Origin of the sequence: Cribrihabitans neustonicus (assembly GCF_048820895.1) — a bacterium.
Lineage (GTDB): Bacteria > Pseudomonadota > Alphaproteobacteria > Rhodobacterales > Rhodobacteraceae > Cribrihabitans_A > Cribrihabitans_A neustonicus.
Window position 1 is genome coordinate 220,636 of record NZ_JBMERQ010000001.1, and the last position, 17,946, is coordinate 238,581.

Below are 17,946 nucleotides of genomic sequence, written 5' to 3' on the forward strand. Positions count from 1 at the left end.
AACTGGGGACGGGAAGCCCCCTCCCTGTTTCAGACCTGCCCGAAAAACGCGCATCCTAAGCGGACGGAACCCCCTTCCCACCCTCCCGCAGCTGCGCCAGACTGAGAGAAGCCAGAGGGAAGCGGATGCCCAAGACCAGACAGCCGGACACGCTGCGCATCGCCAGTTACAATATCCAGAAATGCGTTGGGCTTGACCTGCGCAGGCGGCCTGAGCGGACGCTGCAGGTGATCTCCGGCCTTGGCGCGGAGATCGTGGTGCTGCAGGAGGCGGACAAACGGCTGCCGCCGCGGCCCGCGGCGCTGCCGCATTTCCTTATCGAGGAGACCGGCTGGGAGGCCGCCGACCTGGGCGGCGCGGGCTCGCTCGGCTGGCACGGCAATGCGGTGCTGTTCCGCGGGCCGGTGGCGCTGGAGGCCAAGGGCCATCTGCCGCTGCCGGGGCTGGAGCCGCGCGGCGCTGTGTGGGTACGCTTCGGCACCGAGCTGGGGCCGGTGCGGGTGATCGGCGCCCATCTGGGCCTCACGGGGCGTGCGCGGCGCGAGCAGATGCACCACCTGGCGCAAGCCGCTGCGGAGCAGGAGGAAAACGGCGAAGCGGTGGTTCTGGCGGGCGATTTCAACGAGTGGTCGCGCGGCGGCGTGCTCGAGCACATCGCGCCCAGATTGCGCTTCGTGCCGCCCAAGCCCAGCTTTCCCGCGCTGCGTCCGGTCGGGGCGCTGGACCGGATTGCCCATTGCCAGCGGCTGAAGACCGTGGCGCACGGGGTGCATGCCGTCCGCCCGGCGCCTATTGCCTCGGATCACCTGCCGGTTTGGGTCGACCTCGCCGCCCGCTGAGGCGCCTGCGGCTGCGCAGAGGAGTTGGCCCCCAGGCCCTCACAATGCGAACGGCGCGCCCGTCTGCGGCTGCAGGCAAAACCTCCCGCGCCCGCGGGTGCCTTTAAGGGCCCCCTGGCGGCCTTGGGCCGGGCGCCGCTTGCACGGCGCGGGGCAGGGCGGCGCGGCAGGGGCTTCCCGGCACGATCATCATCCCGATCCCCGGTTCCGAACATTCCAAACGCGGAACGAGGCCGAGTGGCCGCCGCTTATCGCCTGTATCAAGAGCGGGGACGGCTGCACGGGGAGCACCGGAGTTGGCTGATGCCGCAATGAAAAAGGCGGGACGCAACCGTCCCGCCTTCTTTCCTGCCAGTATGGCGCCGCCTCAGCGCGCGCGCTGTTTCTGGCCGCGGCCGGCGCCGCTGCGGGCGCCGCCGGGGGCTTGACCCTGCGAGCGGGGCTTGCCTCCGCCACCATTGCCGCCGCGGCCGCCGCCGCCCCGGCGGCGCGGGCCGCCGCGGCGGCCGGAGGGCTTGCCCTCGGGCGCATCCGGATCCGGCATGGCCTCCCAGGGGCGGCCCGAGGCGATCGGGATCTTCAGCTTCATCACCTTCTGGATCGCCTTCAGCTCGTCCATCTCATCCGGTGCGCAGAGCGCCACCGCGGCGCCGTCCTTGCCCGCGCGCGCGGTGCGGCCGATGCGGTGCACGTAGGCGTCCGGCACGTTGGGCAGCTCGAAGTTGTAGACGTGCTTCACATCCGGGATGTCGAGCCCGCGCGCCGCCACGTCGGTAGCGACCAGCACCTTGATGTCGCCGGTCTTGAAGGCGGCCAGAGCGCGCTCGCGCTGGCCCTGGCTCTTGTTGCCGTGGATCGCGGCGGCGGCAAAGCCTGCCTTGTCCAGCGTCTTCATCAGCTTTTCCATGCCCCACTTGGTGCGCCCGAAGACCAGCGCGCGCTCGTCGCGGTGGCCGTCCAGCAGCTCCTTCAGCAGGTTCAGCTTTTCCGCCTTGGCAATGAAATGCACCGACTGGGTGATCTTGTCGGCGGCCTTGCCCGGGGGCGAGACCTCGACCCGGACCGGGCTTTGCAGATAGCTGGCCGCAATTTCGTTCATCTGCTTCGGCATGGTTGCCGAGAACAGCATGGTCTGGCGTTCCGCGGGCAGCAGCGCCGCGATCTTGCGCAGGGTGTGGATGAATCCGAGGTCCAGCATCTGGTCGGCCTCGTCCAGCACCAGGAAGTCGCAGGAGCCGAGATCCAGCGCGCCGCGGTCGAGGATGTCGATCAGGCGGCCCGGGGTGGCCACCAGAATGTCGGTGCCTTTGGCGATGCGGGAAATCTGCGGGTTGATGGAGACGCCGCCGACCACCAGACCGACCTTCATCGGGGTGCCTTCGGTCAGGCCCTTGAGGGTGTCGGCGATCTGGTTGGCCAATTCGCGGGTCGGCGCCAGCACCAGGCCGCGCACGGTGTTGGCTGCGGGCTTGCGGCCGTATTGCATCATCTGTGCGATCAGCGGCACGCCAAAGGCCGCGGTCTTGCCGGTGCCGGTCTGCGCCAGCCCCAGCACGTCCTTGCCGTTCAGCGCATGCGGAATCGCATGCGACTGGATCGGGGTGGGGTCGTTAAGGCCCATTTCTGCGAGCCGGGTGAGGAGCTTTTCGGGAAGCCCCATGGTCGAAAATTCAGTCACGTATGTCCTTTCGCGGCCCTGCTCTGTGCACGGGCCGGTGTCCGCTGCGTATCAGCGGTATCTTGCGGGGCAGGGACCTCGGGCAGGCGCTGGCCGGATGCCAGGCCGCTGGCCTCTGCAGATCCCCACGCGTGATTTTGGGAATGGCGGCATATCACTAGACCCCGGAAATGTCGTGCCGCGCCTGGCGCGGCTCCGGTCCGGTCTCTGCTCACGCAGCAGGGAGGGATGCCTGAGAGCCCAAATGGCGGTGCGGCGCGCGTTTGTCAAGCGCCCGGCACGTGCAGCGGCAGGGGAAAACGCGGTTTGCGCGGCCCGCCACATCCGATAAAGAGGGAGCCCAGAAAAGCGAAAGGACCACAATGGGCGAGTCGATCATCTCCCGCTGCGAGGACAAGGGTCTGCGGATGACCGGCCAGCGCCGGGTGATCGCCCGGGTGCTGCAGGACAGCGACGACCACCCGGACGTGGAGGAGCTCTATGCCCGCGCCAGCGCGCTGGATGCGGCGATCTCGATTGCCACGGTGTACCGGACGGTAAAGCTGTTCGAAGAGGCCGGCATCCTGGAGCGGCTGGAATTCGGTGACGGGCGCGCCCGCTACGAGGATGCCGACCGCGAGCATCACGACCACCTGATCGACATGAACTCGGGCGAGGTGATCGAATTCTGCGACCCGGAGATCGAGGAGCTGCAGGAAAAGATCGCCCGCAAGCTGGGCTACGAGCTGCGCGGCCACAAGCTGGAGCTCTACGGCGTGCCGCGCAAGGCGGACTGAAGCGTCAGCAGACCGTTTTCATGCAGAAAAATTCCGGCTGCCCTGCCAGCTGGAGCCTCACGGTCCATCACGGTCGCTGATGGCCGGGGGCACGGAATATCGCCGGCCGGTGCCGCAAAGGCAGTTGCCCGTGACTGCGCTTCTATGCTCCTTGACCGCAGGGTTCCGCCGGCAAAGGACACAGGCCATGAACAATCTCAACGGCATTCTGATGGTGATCGCCGCCATGGCCTTCTTCACGCTGGAGGACATGTTCATCAAGCAACTGTCGGGCGCGCTGCCGGTGGGGCAGATCCTGATCTGCCTCGGGACCGGCAGCGCCCTTGTGTTTGCGCTGCTGGCACGGGTGCAGGGGCACCGGCTGCTGGCGCCGCGTGCCTGGCGGATGAATCCGGTGCTGCGGGCAAGTACCGAGGCGGTCTCGGCCGTGGCCTTTGCCTCGGCGCTGTCGATGGTCGACATCTCTGTGGTGGCGGCGGTGTTCCAGGCGACGCCGCTGGTGATCACCATGGGGGCGGCGCTGTTCCTGGGCGAGCAGGTCGGCTGGCGGCGCTGGCTGGCGATCTGCGTGGGCTTTGCGGGGGTTCTGCTGATCATCCGGCCCGGGCTCGACAGCTTCGAGCCGGCAGCGCTCCTTGTGGTGGTGGCGGTGCTGGGCGTGGCCGCCCGTGACTTGATGACCCGGGTGATGGACAGCGCTGTGCCCTCTGCTGTGGTCAGCTTCCAGGCGTTCCTCTCGGTGATTCCGGCGGGCGCGCTGCTCCTCTGGCTGGCACCGGGGGAGGCGCAGATGCTGTCGGGCGGGCAATGGGCGATGATCGCGGGCGGGGTGCTGTTCGGAGTCATGGGCTACTACGGCATCGTCACTGCGATGCGCATCGGCGATGCCGCTGCGGTGACGCCGTTCCGCTACTCGCGCCTGCTCTTCTCCATTCTCGCGGGCGTCATCGTCTTTGGCGAGCGGCCCGACGCGCTGACGCTGGCGGGATCGGCGCTGATCATCGGCTCGGGGCTCTATACCTTCCTGCGCGAACGCCGTCTGGCGCGGGCGGGACGGCACGCGTCCGCGGCCCCGGCGTAAGCCGGAAGCGCCCGCACGGGCGCGCGGGCATCTGCCGCATGTTGGCGCAAACAGATTTTTGTTAGCCCTAACCTGCCGGATTCTGGCGAGTTAGCGGTAACGGCCGGAGTTTACATTTTGCCCGGCGCTGCTATGACGCTGGCACGCCAATGCGCCACTTTCCCAAGCGCCACCACATGGCCAGAACCAAGGACGGACAGATGAGCACCATTATCGACATTCACGCCCGCGAAATCCTCGACAGCCGGGGCAACCCGACGGTCGAGGTCGACGTGATCCTGGAAGACGGCACCATGGGCCGCGCTGCGGTGCCTTCGGGCGCCTCGACCGGCGCCTACGAGGCGGTGGAAAAGCGGGACGGCGACAAGTCGCGCTACATGGGCAAGGGCGTGCTGGAGGCGGTTGCCGCCGTCAACGGCGAGATCGCCGAAGAACTGGTCGGCTTTGACGCCACCGAGCAGGTCGCCGTGGACCGCGCGATGATCGAGCTCGACGGCACCGAGAACAAGGGCCGCCTGGGCGCCAATGCGATCCTCGGCGTGTCGATGGCAGTGGCCAAGGCCGCGGCCGATTTCACCACACAGCCGCTCTACCGCTACATCGGCGGCACCTCCGCCCGCGTCCTGCCGGTGCCGATGATGAACATCATCAACGGCGGCGAACATGCCGACAACCCGATCGACATCCAGGAATTCATGATCATGCCGGTGGCTGCGGAAAACATCCGCGACGCGGTGCGCATGGGCTCGGAAGTGTTCCACACTTTGAAGAAAGAGCTGTCGGCAGCGGGCCTCAGCACCGGGATCGGTGACGAGGGCGGCTTTGCGCCCAACATTGCCTCCACCCGCGAAGCGCTGGATTTTGTTCTGAAATCCATTGAAAAAGCAGGCTACAAGCCGGGCGAGGAGATCTATCTGGCGCTCGATTGCGCGGCGACCGAATACTACAAGGACGGCAAATACGTGCTGTCGGGCGAGGGCAAGAGTCTGACCTCCGAGGAGAATGTGGCTTACCTCGCGGCGCTGGTGAAGGATTACCCGATCATCTCCATCGAAGACGGCATGGGCGAGGATGACTGGGACGGCTGGAAGGCGCTGACCGACGCGCTGGGCGGCAAGGTGCAGCTTGTGGGCGACGACCTCTTCGTGACCAACCCCGCGCGTCTGGCCGATGGCATCCAGCGCGGCTGCGCCAACTCGATGCTGGTGAAGGTGAACCAGATCGGCACCCTGACCGAGACCCTGCAGGCCGTGGATATGGCGCACCGCGCGCGCTACACCAACGTGATGTCGCACCGCTCGGGCGAGACCGAGGATGCCACCATTGCCGATCTCGCGGTCGCCACCAACTGCGGCCAGATCAAGACCGGATCGCTGGCGCGCTCGGACCGGCTGGCGAAATACAACCAGCTGATCCGTATCGAGGAGATGCTGGGCGAAGTTGCGGAATACGCGGGCCGCTCGATCCTGAAGGGCTGAGCCCGGGCGGGAGTCCCCCGAGTCTGATTGCCCATGCCCTCCGGCCCTGCGGCCGGGGGCTTTTTTCGGGGCGGCCCGAGGGTGTGTTGCTGACGGCGCCGTTCCCGCTCCGCGCAGTACGCTGCGCACCGGCGCCGCGCGCCCCGGCAGCGTCCGCTCGCTCGCCCGTTGCACGAGGAAAGCCCTCTGCCCGGAGGTCCCCAATGTGGAGCGGTTCACAGACGGGTGATGGCCATTGTGATACCCTAAAGCACGCGGCGCAGAACCAGCCGCGGGAAAGGGGAGACGGCCATGACACCGCAGTACATGCGCCGGATGGTCCGGACATTCACTCTCTGCACAGTTCTTGCAATCTTGTCGGCATGCAGCACGGGATTTTATCCCGTTACCCAGCATCCGGTGGGGCCGGATGATCCGGTGGCGCAGCTTTCCTACATGGGGTTTTCGCATCCGCCTGGCATATAAAGCCTAGCACGGGTTCAGTGCCGGAACGGACGGCGCCCTGACCGGGGCAGGGCGCCGTTTCTAAGTCTCACGTAACGGGCGGGGCGATCCCCGCACGGCCTCAGCAGGCGGCGGTGTAATAGGTGCCGTCGCCGCGCGCATAGGCGCAGCGGTTGGTCTGGTTGTTCTGGGCCACCATGGTGCCGGCTGCAGCGCCGCCGAGAGCGGCGATCAGGCGCCAGTCGTCGTCGGCTTCCAGTACGTCGGCGGCAATCAGGCCAGCGGCGGCCCCGCCTGCCACACCGGCCACGGTGCGCTGTTCGGGGGTGAGGTTGGTGCAGGCGCCCAGACCCAGGATGGCGCTGCAGGCGATTGCGGGGATCGAACGGATGGTCATAGGTGTTCTCCTTTTTATCACTGTCCGGGCGGCGGCCGGGGACCGCGGCCGCGGCTGATGGGAGAACGCGAGGGAAGCGGCGAAGGTTCCCGTCAAAAAATCGAGAGCATCAAAACTGCGCAGAAACCTGCCAGGGCCGCGGGTTGCTGTGGCCGCGAGCGCGCAGATCAGAGGCGCTTGGTCATCAGCACGTGGTCTTCGCGCATGTCAAAACGGGTGCGGGCATAGAGCCGCTGCACGCTTTCGTTCCTGTTGTCCGCCTCCGCATGCAGCGCCCGCACCCCGGCGCCCGCGAGGGATTTCGGCAGGGTGGTCAGAACCTCGGTGGCAATGCCGCGGCCGCGCACGGCGGGGCGGATGAACAGCTCGTCGATAAAGCCGTCGAGCCCGCCGAAGGCCACCGACCAGCCGAAGGTCACCGCAATATAGCCGATCGGCGCACGGGTCGGGCCAATCAGATAGATCGCGCCGTAGGGGTGGCCATTGAGCAGCGGCTCGACCCCTGCGCGGCGGTCTTCGTCGCTGCTGGCAATGCCGGTTTCGGTGTGGAAGGCGGCGACCAGCGCCAGCACCTTGTCCAGATGCTCGGGCCGGGCCAGATGCAAGGAGGCGCTCATAGCCGGGCCAGCCGTTCTGTCAGCAGCGCAAAGAACCCGTCCGCGTCGGCATCGCCTATGAACAGCGCATTGGGCGCGCGGTCCGTCACGCCCCACCAGTCGGCAACGGTCATGCCGAGGGTCAGCTGGGAACTGGTTTCGATTTCCACGTTGATATGGCGGCCGCTGAACAGCTCGGGCCGGATCAGATAGGCGATGGTGCAGGGATCATGCAGCGGCCCGCCGGCGCTGCCGTACTTGGCGACGTCGAAACGCTCGAAGAAGTCGAGCATGTCGGCGGTGAAATTGCCGACGCGGGTGCCAAGCGCCCGGATCGCCGCTACGCGCTCGCGGGTGGCCAGCACCTTGTGGGTCACGTCGAGCGGCATCACGGTCAGCGGCACCCCGGATTTGAACACGGTCTCGGCCGCTTCCGGGTCGACGTAGATGTTGAACTCCGCGGCCGGCGTGATGTTGCCGACCTCGAAATAGGCGCCGCCCATCATCACAATCTCCTGCATCCGCCCGATGATGTCCGGGGCGCGGTTGAAGGCGGCGGCAATGTTGGTCAGCGGGCCGATCGGGCAGAGGGTGACGCTGCCGACAGGCTCGGCGCGCAGCGTGTCGATGATGAAGTCAACGCCATGCCCGTCGGCCAGCGGCATCGCGGGCTCCCAGAGCTCCGGCCCGTCAAGCCCGGTCTTGCCATGCACATGCTCGGCGGTGACCAGCGGGCGTGCCAGAGGCGCCTTGCAGCCTGCGAAGACCTTCACGTCCGTGCGCCCCGCGGCCTCGAGCACCAGCCGCGCGTTGATCGTGGTGCGCTCCAGCGGCACGTTGCCAGCAACGCAGGTGATGCCGAGAAGGTCGATCTCCTCCGGGCTTGCCAGCGCCAGCAGGATGGCGACGGCGTCGTCCTGGCCGGGGTCGGTGTCGATGATGATCTTGCGTGGGCTCATGGTGTTAATCCGGCTGCTCGTGCGCCGGACAGTCGCAGCCGGGAGCGCGAATGTCCAGCCGCAGCGCGCTGGGGCAGCGGCGGGTTTTTGAGTATTTAGGGAAAGATGAAGGGGCAGGCGCTGAACCGAAACGCCGGTTTGCGGCGCGCGCGGCGGGTTTTGAGTATTTGAGCAAAGAAAAAGGGGCAGGGAGGGAGCCGGGGCGGCGGTGCTGCGCCGCTGCGGCCGGGTTTTTCGAGTATTTGGGGCAAGATGACGGGGACCGGCCGTGCGGGGCGCCTCGGCGTTTTGGGACGGAAAGGGGAGAGCGCCTCAGCGGCGCTCGTCTGCCTTCACCGCGTCCCAGAGCGCGTCCATCTCGGCGAGGTCGCTGTCCTTCGGGGTCTTGCCGCGGGCGGCGAGCCTGGCCTCCACGCCCTCGAAGCGGCGGGTGAACTTGGCGTTGGCGCGGCGCAGCGCCGCTTCCGGCTCGACGCCGAGGTGGCGGCCGAGGTTGGCCATCACGAAGAGGAGATCGCCAAACTCCTCCTCCACCTTGTCGTGGGTGAGCGTGTCGCGCGCCTCCACCAGCTCGGCGCATTCCTCGCATATCTTGGCGATCACGTTGTCCGCCGAGGGCCAGTCGAAGCCGACGCGGGCGGCGCGCCTTTGCAGCTTGTAGGCGCGCAGGAGCGCGGGCAGCCCGAGGGCAACGCCGTCAAGCGTGCCTTGCTGCGCCTGGCCTGCGCGCTCGGCCGCCTTGATCGCTTCCCAGTCATGACTCTGCTGTTCGGCGGACTTGTCCCGGCTTTCCGTGCCGAAGACATGCGGGTGGCGGGAGACCATCTTGTCCGACATGGTGCGCACCACGTCCTGGAAGGTGAAATGCCCGGCCTCCGCCGCCATCTGCGCGTGAAAGACCGACTGGAACAGCAGATCGCCGAGCTCGCCCTTCAGCTCGTCCCAGGCCTCCCGCTCGATTGCGTCGGCAACTTCATAGGCTTCTTCAATGGTATAGGGCGCGATGCTGGCGAAATCCTGCTCCACGTCCCAGGGGCAGCCATTGTCCGGATCGCGCAGCCGCCGCATGATCTCCAATAGCCGTTCGATGCCCGCGGTTTCGTCGTGGATCAGGTCTGTTTCTTGCATTGCGGCCCTGCCTGCTTCGGTGTCACATGCATCATCGCGAGTCTTGAACAGGAGTCCAGCCCATGCCGGTCGTGAACCGAATTGCCGATTATGCCGAAGAGATGAAGGCCTGGCGGCGGCATCTGCACCAGATCCCCGAGCTGGCGCTGGAGCTGCCCAAGACCGCCGCCTTCGTCGCCGAGCGGCTGCGCGAATTCGGTGTCGACGAGCTGCACGAGGGGATTGCGACCTCCGGCATGGTGGCGATCATCAACGGGCAGGGAGAGGGGCCGACCATCGGGCTGCGCGCCGACATGGATGCGCTGCCGATGAGCGAGGCGACTGGCGTCGAGTATGCCTCGCAGCACGAGGGCAGGATGCACGCCTGCGGCCACGACGGCCACACCACCATGCTCCTGGGCGCCGCCAAGTACCTGGCCGAGACGCGCAACTTCAAGGGCCGCGCGGCGCTGATCTTCCAGCCCGCCGAAGAGGCCATCGGCGGCGCGCGCATCATGGTCGAGGAAGGCATCATGGAGCGCTTCGGCATCGGCGAGGTCTACGCGCTGCACAACGCGCCGGGCATGGCCGAGGGCAGCTTCCTCACCACGCCGGGGGCGCTGATGGCGGCGGTCGATACCTTTCACATCCATATCCAGGGCAAGGGCGGCCACGGCGCCATGCCACATGAGACCCGCGATCCGGTGATGGCGGCCTGCGGCATGGCGCAGGCGATCCAGACCATCGTCAGCCGCAACCACCACACGCTGGAGGACCTGGTGGTCTCGGTCACCCAGATCCACACCGGCACCGTCGACAACGTGATCCCCGACACCGCCTACATCAACGGCACCGTGCGCACCTTCAACCCGCAGGTGCAGCAAATGGTGATGCGCCGGATGAAGGAGATCGTCGCGGGGCAGGCAGCGAGCTACGGCGTCGAGGCGGAGCTGGACTACGAGGTTGGCTACCCGGCGACCATCAACGATGCGGGCAAGACCTCCTTTGCGGTGGAGGTCGCGCGCGAGATCGCGGGTGAGGCCAATGTGGAGCCCGAGGGCGGCCGCGAGATGGGGGCGGAGGATTTCGCCTACATGCTAGAGGCGCGCCCCGGGGCCTACCTGTTCCTCGGCCAGGGCGAAAGCGCCGGGCTGCACCATCCGAAATACGACTTCAACGACGCGATTGCGCCGGTCGGGGCGTCCTTCTTTGCCCGGCTGGTGGAGCGCGCGCAGCCGACGGGCTGAGCCCCCGCAGACGCCCGGGCCGGCGCCACTGCCGGGGCCCGGGCGTGGCGGCCACAGGCGCGCCCGATGCAAGCGGTGGGAGAGGTGACAAGCTGCCCTGCGCCGGCTATTCGAAATCTGAAGCATCATCCAATAACACAACAGGGGCGGACGCCGCATGGCACTGGAAGACGCCAAGACCCAGGTCGATCAGGCCTTTACCCGCGAAGACCTCAAGGGTCTGAGCTTTGAGAACACCTTCGGGGGCGCGGCCTCCTTTGCGCGCCGCCGCTACACCAAGGATCTGTCTGCCGCTGATATCGCGGTGACCGGCGTGCCCTTCGACCAGGCGGTGACCAACCGCCCCGGCACGCGGCTCGGTCCGCGCGCGATCCGCGAGGCCTCGCTGCTGCAGAGCCCGGATGCGCCCTATGGCTGGGGCTATGACCCCTTGAGCGAGCTGGCAATTGCCGATTACGGCGACCTCGCCTTTGACTACGCCGATATTCCAGCCTTCCCGGAGGCGCTCACCGAGCATATCCGCGGTATTCTGAAGAGTGACACGGCGTCGGTCACGCTGGGCGGCGATCACTACATCAGCTTCCCGATCCTGAAGGCCTATGCCGAGAAATACGGGCCGATCTCGCTGGTGCAGTTCGATGCCCATACCGACACCTGGGCGGATGACGATTTCACCCGCGTCGATCACGGCACCATGTTCTACAAGGCGGTGAAATCGGGGATCGTCGATCCGAAGACCTCGGTTCAGGTGGGCATCCGCACCACCAACGAGGACACGCTGGGCGTTACCGTGATCGACGCGCCGGAGGTGCATGAGATCGGCGCGGCCGAGACCGCGCAGCGCATCCGCGGGATTGTCGGGGACCGTCCGGCCTACCTCACCTTCGATATCGATTGCCTCGACCCGGCCTTTGCGCCAGGCACCGGCACGCCGGTCTGGGGCGGGCTGACCTCGGCGCAGGCGGCGCGGATCCTGCGTGATCTGGCCGGGCTCGACTTTAAGGGCGGCGATGTGGTCGAGGTCTCGCCCCCCTTCGACACGACCGGCGCCACCGCGATTGCCGGCGCCCATGTGGCGATGAGCATCATCTGCCTGCTGGGCTGGAACATGAGACACGATGACTGAATTCAACCAGCCGATCAGCGGCAACGACCTGGCGCGGTTCTCCGGCCCGAACACCTTCATGCGGCTGCCGCAGGCGATGTCGCTCGAAGGACTGGACGTGGCGGTGCTGGGCATTCCGATGGATATCGGCACCTCCTGGCGCTCGGGCACGCGCTTCGGCCCCAAGCAGATCCGCGCCGAGAGCGCGATGCTCAGGCCCTACAACATGGCCTCGGGGGCGGCGCCCTTCGACAGCCTGAACGTGGCCGATATCGGCGATCTGGCGATCAACACCTTCTCGCTGAAGGACTCGCTGCGCATTATCGAGGAGAGCTACGACGCCATCCTCGAAGGCGATGCGGTCCCGATGGCGATGGGCGGCGATCACTCGATCACCCTGCCGATCCTGCGCGCGATTGCCCGCAAGTACGGCCCCGTGGCGCTGGTGCATGTGGACGCCCATGCCGACGTCAACGACGAGATGTTCGGAGAGAAGGAGACCCACGGCACCGTCTTCCGCCGCGCCTATGAGGAGGGGCTGATCGTCCCCGACAAGACCTACCAGATCGGCATCCGCGGCACCGGCTATGCTGCCACCGACTTCACCGAGGCGCAGGGCTGGGGCTTCCAGCACTTCCCGGTGCAGGAACTGTGGAACCGCTCGCTCAGCGGCATGGGTGCGGAAATTCGCCGCGATATCGGCAATAGGCCGGTCTATGTGACCTATGATATCGATAGTCTCGACCCGGCCTTTGCGCCGGGAACCGGCACGCCGGAGATCGGCGGGCTGACCACGCCGCAGGCGCTGGAGCTGATCCGGGCGCTCCGGGGGGTGAACATCGTGGGTTGTGACCTGGTCGAGGTCTCGCCGCCCTACGATCCCTCGGGCAACACCGCCCTGGTGGCGGCCAATCTGCTCTACGAGCTGCTGTGCGTGCTGCCGGGGGTGAAGACACGATAAGCGGGAAAGCCGCCCGGGCAGGGGGCTGCGCCTGCGCAGGGAGGAGGCAAGGGTGACCTTGAGACGGCAATGGGGCGGCTGATGCTGCTGGCCTGGCTGCTGGTGGCGGCCTTGGTAGTGGGTCTTGGCTTCGTGCGGCTTGCGCCGAGCGATCCGCTGGATTGGAACACCCAGCCCGAATTCAGCGAGGACAAGGAGTTCCGCGGCGGCGTGTTCCGGGTGGTGCGCACCGGGCCGGACGGGCTGGAGCGGTTCCACCGCATTGCTGCTTCGGCGCCGCGCACCAGCGTGCTGGCGGGCGGCCCGCAGGACGGCATGGCGACCTATATCACCCGCACCCAGGTGCTGGGGCTGCCCGATTACACCACCGCGAGACAGGACGGCGACCTCTTGAAGGTCTACGCCCGGCTGCGCTTCGGCCGCTCGGACCTCGGCACCAACAAGGCGCGCATCAACCGCTGGCTGGACCGGATGGAGCGCGCTGAGGCCCAGGCGGGCGCGCCGGACTGATCCCCGGGTATCAGGGCTGGCCGGCCCGGTTCCGCCGCAGATGAACCATCTGGGGGAAGGGCGGGGGCTCCCGCCCGCTTCAAGGCATTTCGATGAAATTCCCTGCGCCGTTGGGCCGGGCGCCGCGCCAAAGGCGCGGCGGAACGCCGCTAGCTACAAAGCGGCCTGGCGGCCTGCGGCGGGGGGCGCTGTATGGCCGTACCGGCCGGATAGGTCAGAGCGGCGCCAGAACCTGCGGCGCGTTGACGGTCTGCGGCAGCGCCAGTGACGCCGACAGGCAGCTGTCGCGCACCTCGCGCCACATCGGCACGTTAAGCGACATCTGGCACTGGGCAAGGAATTGGCGCCCGTCCACCGACAGGCAGCGGGTTTCACCGAGCTCTACCCGGGCGCCGGTCTTGTCGGTGCAGTAGCAATCGACGGTCTTGCGGCCCTGCGCGGTCACATCGGCTCCCGCGCTGCCCGCGCACGCCAGCAGCGCCGCGGTCAGGAGAGCGGCGGCAGGGCGGGCTCCGCCCCCGCGGCCCGCCGTCCGCCGCAGGGGCGAAAGCAGGCGCGGAAGATGGGCACTGGCATGTTGCATGGCACTAGCATATCACAGGACTGCATATCGCCAAACTTGCAACGGATAAGCCAACGCATGGTTCCCGAAGAACGCCTCGAACAGATCCTGCAGCGGTTTCAGTACCTGGAAGCCGCAATGGCGGATGGTGCCGGGGATTTCGCAGCCCTTGCGCGGGAATATGCCGAGCTGCGCCCGGTGGCCGAACAGATCACCGCCTACCGCCGCCTCTGCGCCGATATCGAGGACGCGAAGGCGATGCTTGGCGATCCCGATATGAAGGCCCTCGCCGAGGAGGAGATCCCGGCGCTGAAGGCGGCCCTCCCGGTAGCCGAACACGCGCTGCAGCTCGCGCTGCTGCCGCGGGACGAGGCCGACAGCCGCCCGGCGATGCTGGAGATCCGCCCCGGCACGGGCGGCGACGAGGCCGCATTGTTTGCCGCCGACCTCCTGCGCATGTACCAGCGCTATGCCGAGACCCAAGGCTGGTCCTTCGGCATCATCGAGGAGCAGGCGACCGAGCTCGGCGGCATCAAGGAGGTGGTCGCCCATATCAAGGGCAATAACGTCTTTGCCCGGCTGAAGTATGAATCCGGCGTCCACCGGGTGCAGCGCGTGCCCGCGACCGAAAGCGGCGGCCGCATCCATACCTCGGCCGCCACCGTCGCGGTGCTGCCCGAGGCCGAGGACGTCGACATCCAGATCGACCCGAACGATCTGCGCATCGACACCATGCGCGCCTCGGGTGCCGGCGGGCAGCACGTGAACACCACCGACTCGGCGGTGCGCATCACCCATATTCCTTCGGGCATTGTCGTCACTTCGTCCGAGAAGTCCCAGCACCGCAACCGCGAGATCGCGATGCAGGTGCTGAAGACCCGGCTCTACGACCTGGAACGCCAGCGCATCGACAGCGAACGCTCCGCCAGCCGGGCCAGCCAGGTCGGCAGCGGCGACCGCTCGGAACGGATCCGCACCTACAACTTCCCGCAAGGCCGGATGACCGACCACCGCATCAACCTCACGCTCTACAAGCTGGAGCAGGTGATGGGCGGCGAGCTGGACGAGATCATCGACGCGCTGACCGCCGACCACCAGGCGCGGCTGCTGGCCGAGATGGGCCAATGAACGGGCCCGCGACCGCCGCCCAGGCCATGGCCGCCGCCGCCGCCCGCCTGCGTGCCGCCGGCGTGCCGGACCCGGCCCGCGACGCCCGCGTGCTGCTCGCCCATGCCGCCCGCATCGAGGCGAGCCGCGTCACCTTGATCGCGCCCGAGGATCTGGCTCCCGAGGTGGCTGAGCGCTACGAGCAGCTGATTTCTTTGCGCGCGGTGCGCGTCCCGGTCTCGCATCTGATCGGCGAGCGCGAATTCTACGGCCGCCGCTTCAAGGTCTCCCGCGAGGTGCTGGACCCGCGCCCCGAGACAGAAACCCTGATCGAGGCGGCGCTGGCCGAGCCTTATAGCCGGGTTCTGGACCTCGGGCTTGGCTCCGGCTGCATCCTGGTCACTTTGCTCGCGGAGCGGGCGGAGTCCACCGGCCTCGGCGTCGACCTGAGCGAGGCCGCATGCCTGCAGGCCAGCGCCAACGCGGTGATGCACCGGGTCGCCGAGCGCGCCGATATCTGCCTGTCGGACTGGTTCGAACAGGTCACCGGAAAATTCGACCTCATCGTCTCGAACCCGCCCTACATCGCGCTAGATGAAATGGCGGAGCTGTCGGAGGAGGTGCGCGGCCACGAGCCGGACATGGCGCTGACCGATGGCGGTGACGGGCTGGGCGCCTACCGGCAGATCGCCGCGGGGCTCTCCCGCCATCTGGCACCGGGGGGGCGGGTGCTGTTGGAAATCGGCCCCGCGCAGGGCGCGGCGGTGAGTGATCTGCTGCGCGCAGCAGGGCTGGCCGGCATCGCGGTGCTGCCCGATCTTGACGGCCGCGACCGCGTGGTGCGGGCGCATCTGGCCGCAAGCGGCGGCCGTGGCGGCGATGGCGGCGAAGAGAGCCGGGATTCCAGAGGCAAATCCGGGGATTCCGACGCAAACTGACGCGAAATTTTGCGTTTTAGAAAGAAAAATCATGGAAAACCGCATTGTGCCTCTTGTGCGGGGCTTCGTAAAATGGTTACTCGGAGGGGCCGCACGAAGAGAGAGCTCTGCAGCCTCCCGGCGGCACCAAGCCCAAATAAAGTCGATGATCCGGCGCTGAGGCGCGCAGATTTGGGTCTACGGCGCATGAAACCAAGGCTGACGTTAGTTAGATGAGATCATCCAAATCACGTTCACGTTCCAAGTCGAACCGGAACCGCCCGAATGGCGCCAATGTTGTCAACCGCGTGTTTGACAGCTCTGGCCCGGAAGGCAAGGTGCGCGGAACGCCGCAGCAGATCATTGACAAATACAACCAGCTTGCCCGCGACGCGCAGCTGGGCAACGACCGTGTTGCGACCGAGAATTTTCAGCAGCACGCCGAGCACTATCTGCGGATGCTGAACGAGGCGCAGCGCGAGATCGAGGCCCGCCGCGAGGAGCAGGAGCGCCAGAACCGCGAGCGTCAGGCTGAACGCGACCGGGAGCGCAGCGAGCGGCTGGAGCGCCAGGAACGCGAGGCCGCCCAGGCCAAGCCGGCGCAGCCGTCCGCTGACGCCGCCTCGGAGCCCGCTCCGGCGCCTGCCGCCGACCCCAAGGAGCCAGACGTGCTGGATCTGCGGGACGGCAACGGCAATGGCGACAGCGGCCTGGTGGAGACCCCCGAAAGCCAGGCGACCGGGGCGGACGAGCCGCCCGCGCGAAAAGCGCCCGCCCGCAAACCGCGCACCCGCAAACCGGCCGCCGAAAAGCAGGACGGCGGGAAAGCGGAGCCGGACAGCGAAGCCAGCGGTGGCGGGGCCAAGGCTGACGCCAGCGCGGAGCAGCCCGGCGCCGAAGCCGGACCCGCTGCCGAGCCCAAGCCGAAAAAGACCACCCGCAGCCGCGCCAAGCCCAAGCCGAAACCTACCGAAGGCGCCGAAGCCGCAGAGTAACCGCTGAGCTCCCGGCCACCGATTGGCGGATGGTCCTGGATCACGGAACAAAAACCCCCGAAGCCGGAAGCGGCCCGGGGGTTTTCTATTCCGTGCTTCCGCAGTTGGAAAACTGGCTCGCCTCCGCCCGCGCCGGGAATGCGCGGCTCAGCGCTGCCATGCCGTGGAAGCTATCCGGGGGGCCGGTCTGCCCGGTTTCCGGCCGCTGCCGATTGCCGCGGACTGTGCCGGAAGCAGGCTAGGAACGGCGGGGCACTGGCCCTCAGCCTGCGCCCTTCAGCGTGCGGGCGAGGGCGCAGAAGGCTTCCAGGTCCACTTGCTCGGCGCGTTCGGTGGCAGGGATGCCTGCGGCGGCGAGATGCGCCTCAATGTCCGGGGAGAGGCCCTTCAGCGCCGCGCGCAGCATCTTGCGGCGCTGGTTGAAGGCGGCGCCCACCACCCGGCTCAGCACCGCCGGATCGGCGGGGTAGCGCGGTTCGGGCAAAGCCTCCAGATGCACTACGGCGCTCGACACTTTTGGCGGCGGGGTGAAGGCGCCGGGGGGCAGCGACATGACGATCCGCGCCTCCGCCCGCCACTGTGCCAGGATCGCAAGCCGTCCGTAGGCCTTGGAACCGGGCTGCGCCACGATGCGCTCGGCTACCTCGCGCTGGAACATCAGCGTGAGGCTCTGCCAGAACGGCGGCCACTCCTGCGGCGTGAGCCACCGCACGAGGAGCTCGGTGCCAACGTTGTAGGGCAGGTTCGCAGCGATGCGCACCGGCGGCGTCAGATGAGCGAGCGGGTCGATCTCCAGAGCGTCGCCGTTGATGACCTCCAGACGGCCTGGGTAGGCCTCGGCGATCTCCTGCAGCGCGGGCAGGCAACGGCTGTCCTTCTCCACCGCCAGCACCCGGCGGGCGCCCTCGGCCAGCAGCCCGCGGGTGAGACCGCCGGGGCCGGGGCCGATCTCCAGCACGTCGCAGCCGGTGAGGTCGCCTGCCTGCCGCGCGATCTTGGCGGTGAGGTTCAGATCCAGCAGGAAGTTCTGCCCCAGCGACTTGCGCGCCGACAGCTGATGCGCCGCGATAACCTCGCGCAGGGGGGGCAGGGAGTCGATGGCGCTCATGTCAGAGATACCTCGGGGCAGGGCGCGGGCGGCGCGCCAGAGAATTCAGGCCTCCGGCGGGGATATTTCCGGCAAGAGG

The 17,946-nt window shown here is 67.6% G+C and carries 18 protein-coding genes; 11 read left to right on the plus strand and 7 right to left on the minus strand.

Annotated features, from left to right (window positions below; translation table 11 throughout):
* Window positions 1–125 precede the first annotated feature (125 nt).
* On the plus strand, window positions 126–839 hold the full coding sequence (locus tag ACOHWE_RS01080; RefSeq protein ID WP_420663532.1) for an endonuclease/exonuclease/phosphatase family protein: 714 nt from the start codon (window positions 126–128) through the stop codon (window positions 837–839).
* Between the two features lie 367 nt (window positions 840–1,206).
* On the opposite strand, the gene ACOHWE_RS01085 is transcribed toward ACOHWE_RS01080, so the two are convergent.
* The gene (locus ACOHWE_RS01085; RefSeq protein ID WP_420663533.1) at window positions 1,207–2,517 is read right to left on the minus strand and encodes a DEAD/DEAH box helicase; all 1,311 of its coding nucleotides are present in this window, start codon (window positions 2,515–2,517) and stop codon (window positions 1,207–1,209) included.
* 362 nt (window positions 2,518–2,879) lie between these two features.
* Between ACOHWE_RS01085 and ACOHWE_RS01090 the strand changes: the two genes are divergently transcribed.
* The 3 genes from ACOHWE_RS01090 (at window position 2,880) to eno (ending at window position 5,852) form a co-directional block, all read left to right on the plus strand.
* Window positions 2,880–3,293 (plus strand): Fur family transcriptional regulator, encoded by a 414-nt coding sequence (locus ACOHWE_RS01090; RefSeq protein ID WP_420663534.1) that lies wholly within the window; start codon window positions 2,880–2,882, stop codon window positions 3,291–3,293.
* 187 nt (window positions 3,294–3,480) lie between these two features.
* Window positions 3,481–4,374: a DMT family transporter gene (locus ACOHWE_RS01095; RefSeq protein WP_420663535.1), complete on the plus strand. Its 894-nt coding sequence runs from the start codon at window positions 3,481–3,483 to the stop codon at window positions 4,372–4,374.
* Between the two features lie 200 nt (window positions 4,375–4,574).
* The gene (eno, locus tag ACOHWE_RS01100) at window positions 4,575–5,852 is read left to right on the plus strand and encodes a phosphopyruvate hydratase (protein ID WP_420663536.1); all 1,278 of its coding nucleotides are present in this window, start codon (window positions 4,575–4,577) and stop codon (window positions 5,850–5,852) included.
* Window positions 5,853–6,417: 565 nt separating this feature from the next.
* On the opposite strand, the gene ACOHWE_RS01105 is transcribed toward eno, so the two are convergent.
* The 4 genes from ACOHWE_RS01105 to mazG all read right to left on the minus strand — a co-directional run bounded on the left by ACOHWE_RS01105 (window position 6,418) and on the right by mazG (window position 9,376).
* The gene (locus ACOHWE_RS01105) at window positions 6,418–6,693 is read right to left on the minus strand and encodes a glycine zipper 2TM domain-containing protein (protein ID WP_420663537.1); all 276 of its coding nucleotides are present in this window, start codon (window positions 6,691–6,693) and stop codon (window positions 6,418–6,420) included.
* 167 nt (window positions 6,694–6,860) lie between these two features.
* A complete protein-coding gene (locus ACOHWE_RS01110) occupies window positions 6,861–7,310 on the minus strand; it encodes a GNAT family N-acetyltransferase (protein WP_420663538.1) in 450 nt (149 codons plus the stop codon).
* Window positions 7,307–8,248, minus strand: a complete 942-nt coding sequence (locus tag ACOHWE_RS01115; protein WP_420663539.1) for a nucleoside hydrolase — start codon at window positions 8,246–8,248, stop codon at window positions 7,307–7,309. Before ACOHWE_RS01115 ends, ACOHWE_RS01110 begins: the two co-directional genes overlap by 4 nt.
* Window positions 8,249–8,560: 312 nt before the next feature.
* A complete protein-coding gene (gene mazG / locus ACOHWE_RS01120; protein ID WP_420663540.1) occupies window positions 8,561–9,376 on the minus strand; it encodes a nucleoside triphosphate pyrophosphohydrolase in 816 nt (271 codons plus the stop codon).
* A gap of 62 nt (window positions 9,377–9,438) precedes the next feature.
* Here mazG and ACOHWE_RS01125 point away from each other — a divergent pair, with 62 nt between their 5' ends.
* The 4 genes from ACOHWE_RS01125 to ACOHWE_RS01140 all read left to right on the plus strand — a co-directional run bounded on the left by ACOHWE_RS01125 (window position 9,439) and on the right by ACOHWE_RS01140 (window position 13,178).
* Window positions 9,439–10,602, plus strand: a complete 1,164-nt coding sequence (locus ACOHWE_RS01125) for a M20 aminoacylase family protein (protein ID WP_420663541.1) — start codon at window positions 9,439–9,441, stop codon at window positions 10,600–10,602.
* A 157-nt stretch (window positions 10,603–10,759) separates the two neighbouring features.
* A complete protein-coding gene (speB, locus tag ACOHWE_RS01130) occupies window positions 10,760–11,728 on the plus strand; it encodes an agmatinase (protein WP_420663542.1) in 969 nt (322 codons plus the stop codon).
* Window positions 11,721–12,668 carry an agmatinase gene (speB, locus tag ACOHWE_RS01135; protein ID WP_420663543.1) on the plus strand — a complete coding sequence of 316 codons (948 nt, stop codon included), beginning with the start codon at window positions 11,721–11,723 and terminating at the stop codon, window positions 12,666–12,668. Before speB (ACOHWE_RS01130) ends, speB (ACOHWE_RS01135) begins: the two co-directional genes overlap by 8 nt.
* A 69-nt stretch (window positions 12,669–12,737) precedes the next feature.
* A complete protein-coding gene (locus tag ACOHWE_RS01140) occupies window positions 12,738–13,178 on the plus strand; it encodes a DUF1499 domain-containing protein (protein ID WP_420663544.1) in 441 nt (146 codons plus the stop codon).
* Window positions 13,179–13,392: 214 nt separating this feature from the next.
* Here ACOHWE_RS01140 and ACOHWE_RS01145 read toward each other — a convergent pair whose 3' ends face one another.
* Window positions 13,393–13,761 carry a hypothetical protein gene (locus tag ACOHWE_RS01145; RefSeq protein WP_420663545.1) on the minus strand — a complete coding sequence of 123 codons (369 nt, stop codon included), beginning with the start codon at window positions 13,759–13,761 and terminating at the stop codon, window positions 13,393–13,395.
* 57 nt (window positions 13,762–13,818) lie between these two features.
* Between ACOHWE_RS01145 and prfA the strand changes: the two genes are divergently transcribed.
* The 3 genes from prfA (at window position 13,819) to ACOHWE_RS01160 (ending at window position 16,759) form a co-directional block, all read left to right on the plus strand.
* A complete protein-coding gene (gene prfA, locus ACOHWE_RS01150; protein WP_420663546.1) occupies window positions 13,819–14,868 on the plus strand; it encodes a peptide chain release factor 1 in 1,050 nt (349 codons plus the stop codon).
* A complete protein-coding gene (gene prmC / locus ACOHWE_RS01155; RefSeq protein ID WP_420663547.1) occupies window positions 14,865–15,785 on the plus strand; it encodes a peptide chain release factor N(5)-glutamine methyltransferase in 921 nt (306 codons plus the stop codon). Before prfA ends, prmC begins: the two co-directional genes overlap by 4 nt.
* A 212-nt stretch (window positions 15,786–15,997) precedes the next feature.
* Complete coding sequence (locus ACOHWE_RS01160) at window positions 15,998–16,759, plus strand: DUF4167 domain-containing protein (RefSeq protein ID WP_420663548.1); 762 nt, start codon at window positions 15,998–16,000, stop codon at window positions 16,757–16,759.
* 262 nt (window positions 16,760–17,021) lie between these two features.
* Here the strand turns inward: ACOHWE_RS01160 and rsmA are convergent, their stop codons facing one another.
* The gene (gene rsmA / locus ACOHWE_RS01165; RefSeq protein ID WP_420663549.1) at window positions 17,022–17,867 is read right to left on the minus strand and encodes a 16S rRNA (adenine(1518)-N(6)/adenine(1519)-N(6))-dimethyltransferase RsmA; all 846 of its coding nucleotides are present in this window, start codon (window positions 17,865–17,867) and stop codon (window positions 17,022–17,024) included.
* Between the last annotated feature and the right edge of the window lie 79 nt (window positions 17,868–17,946).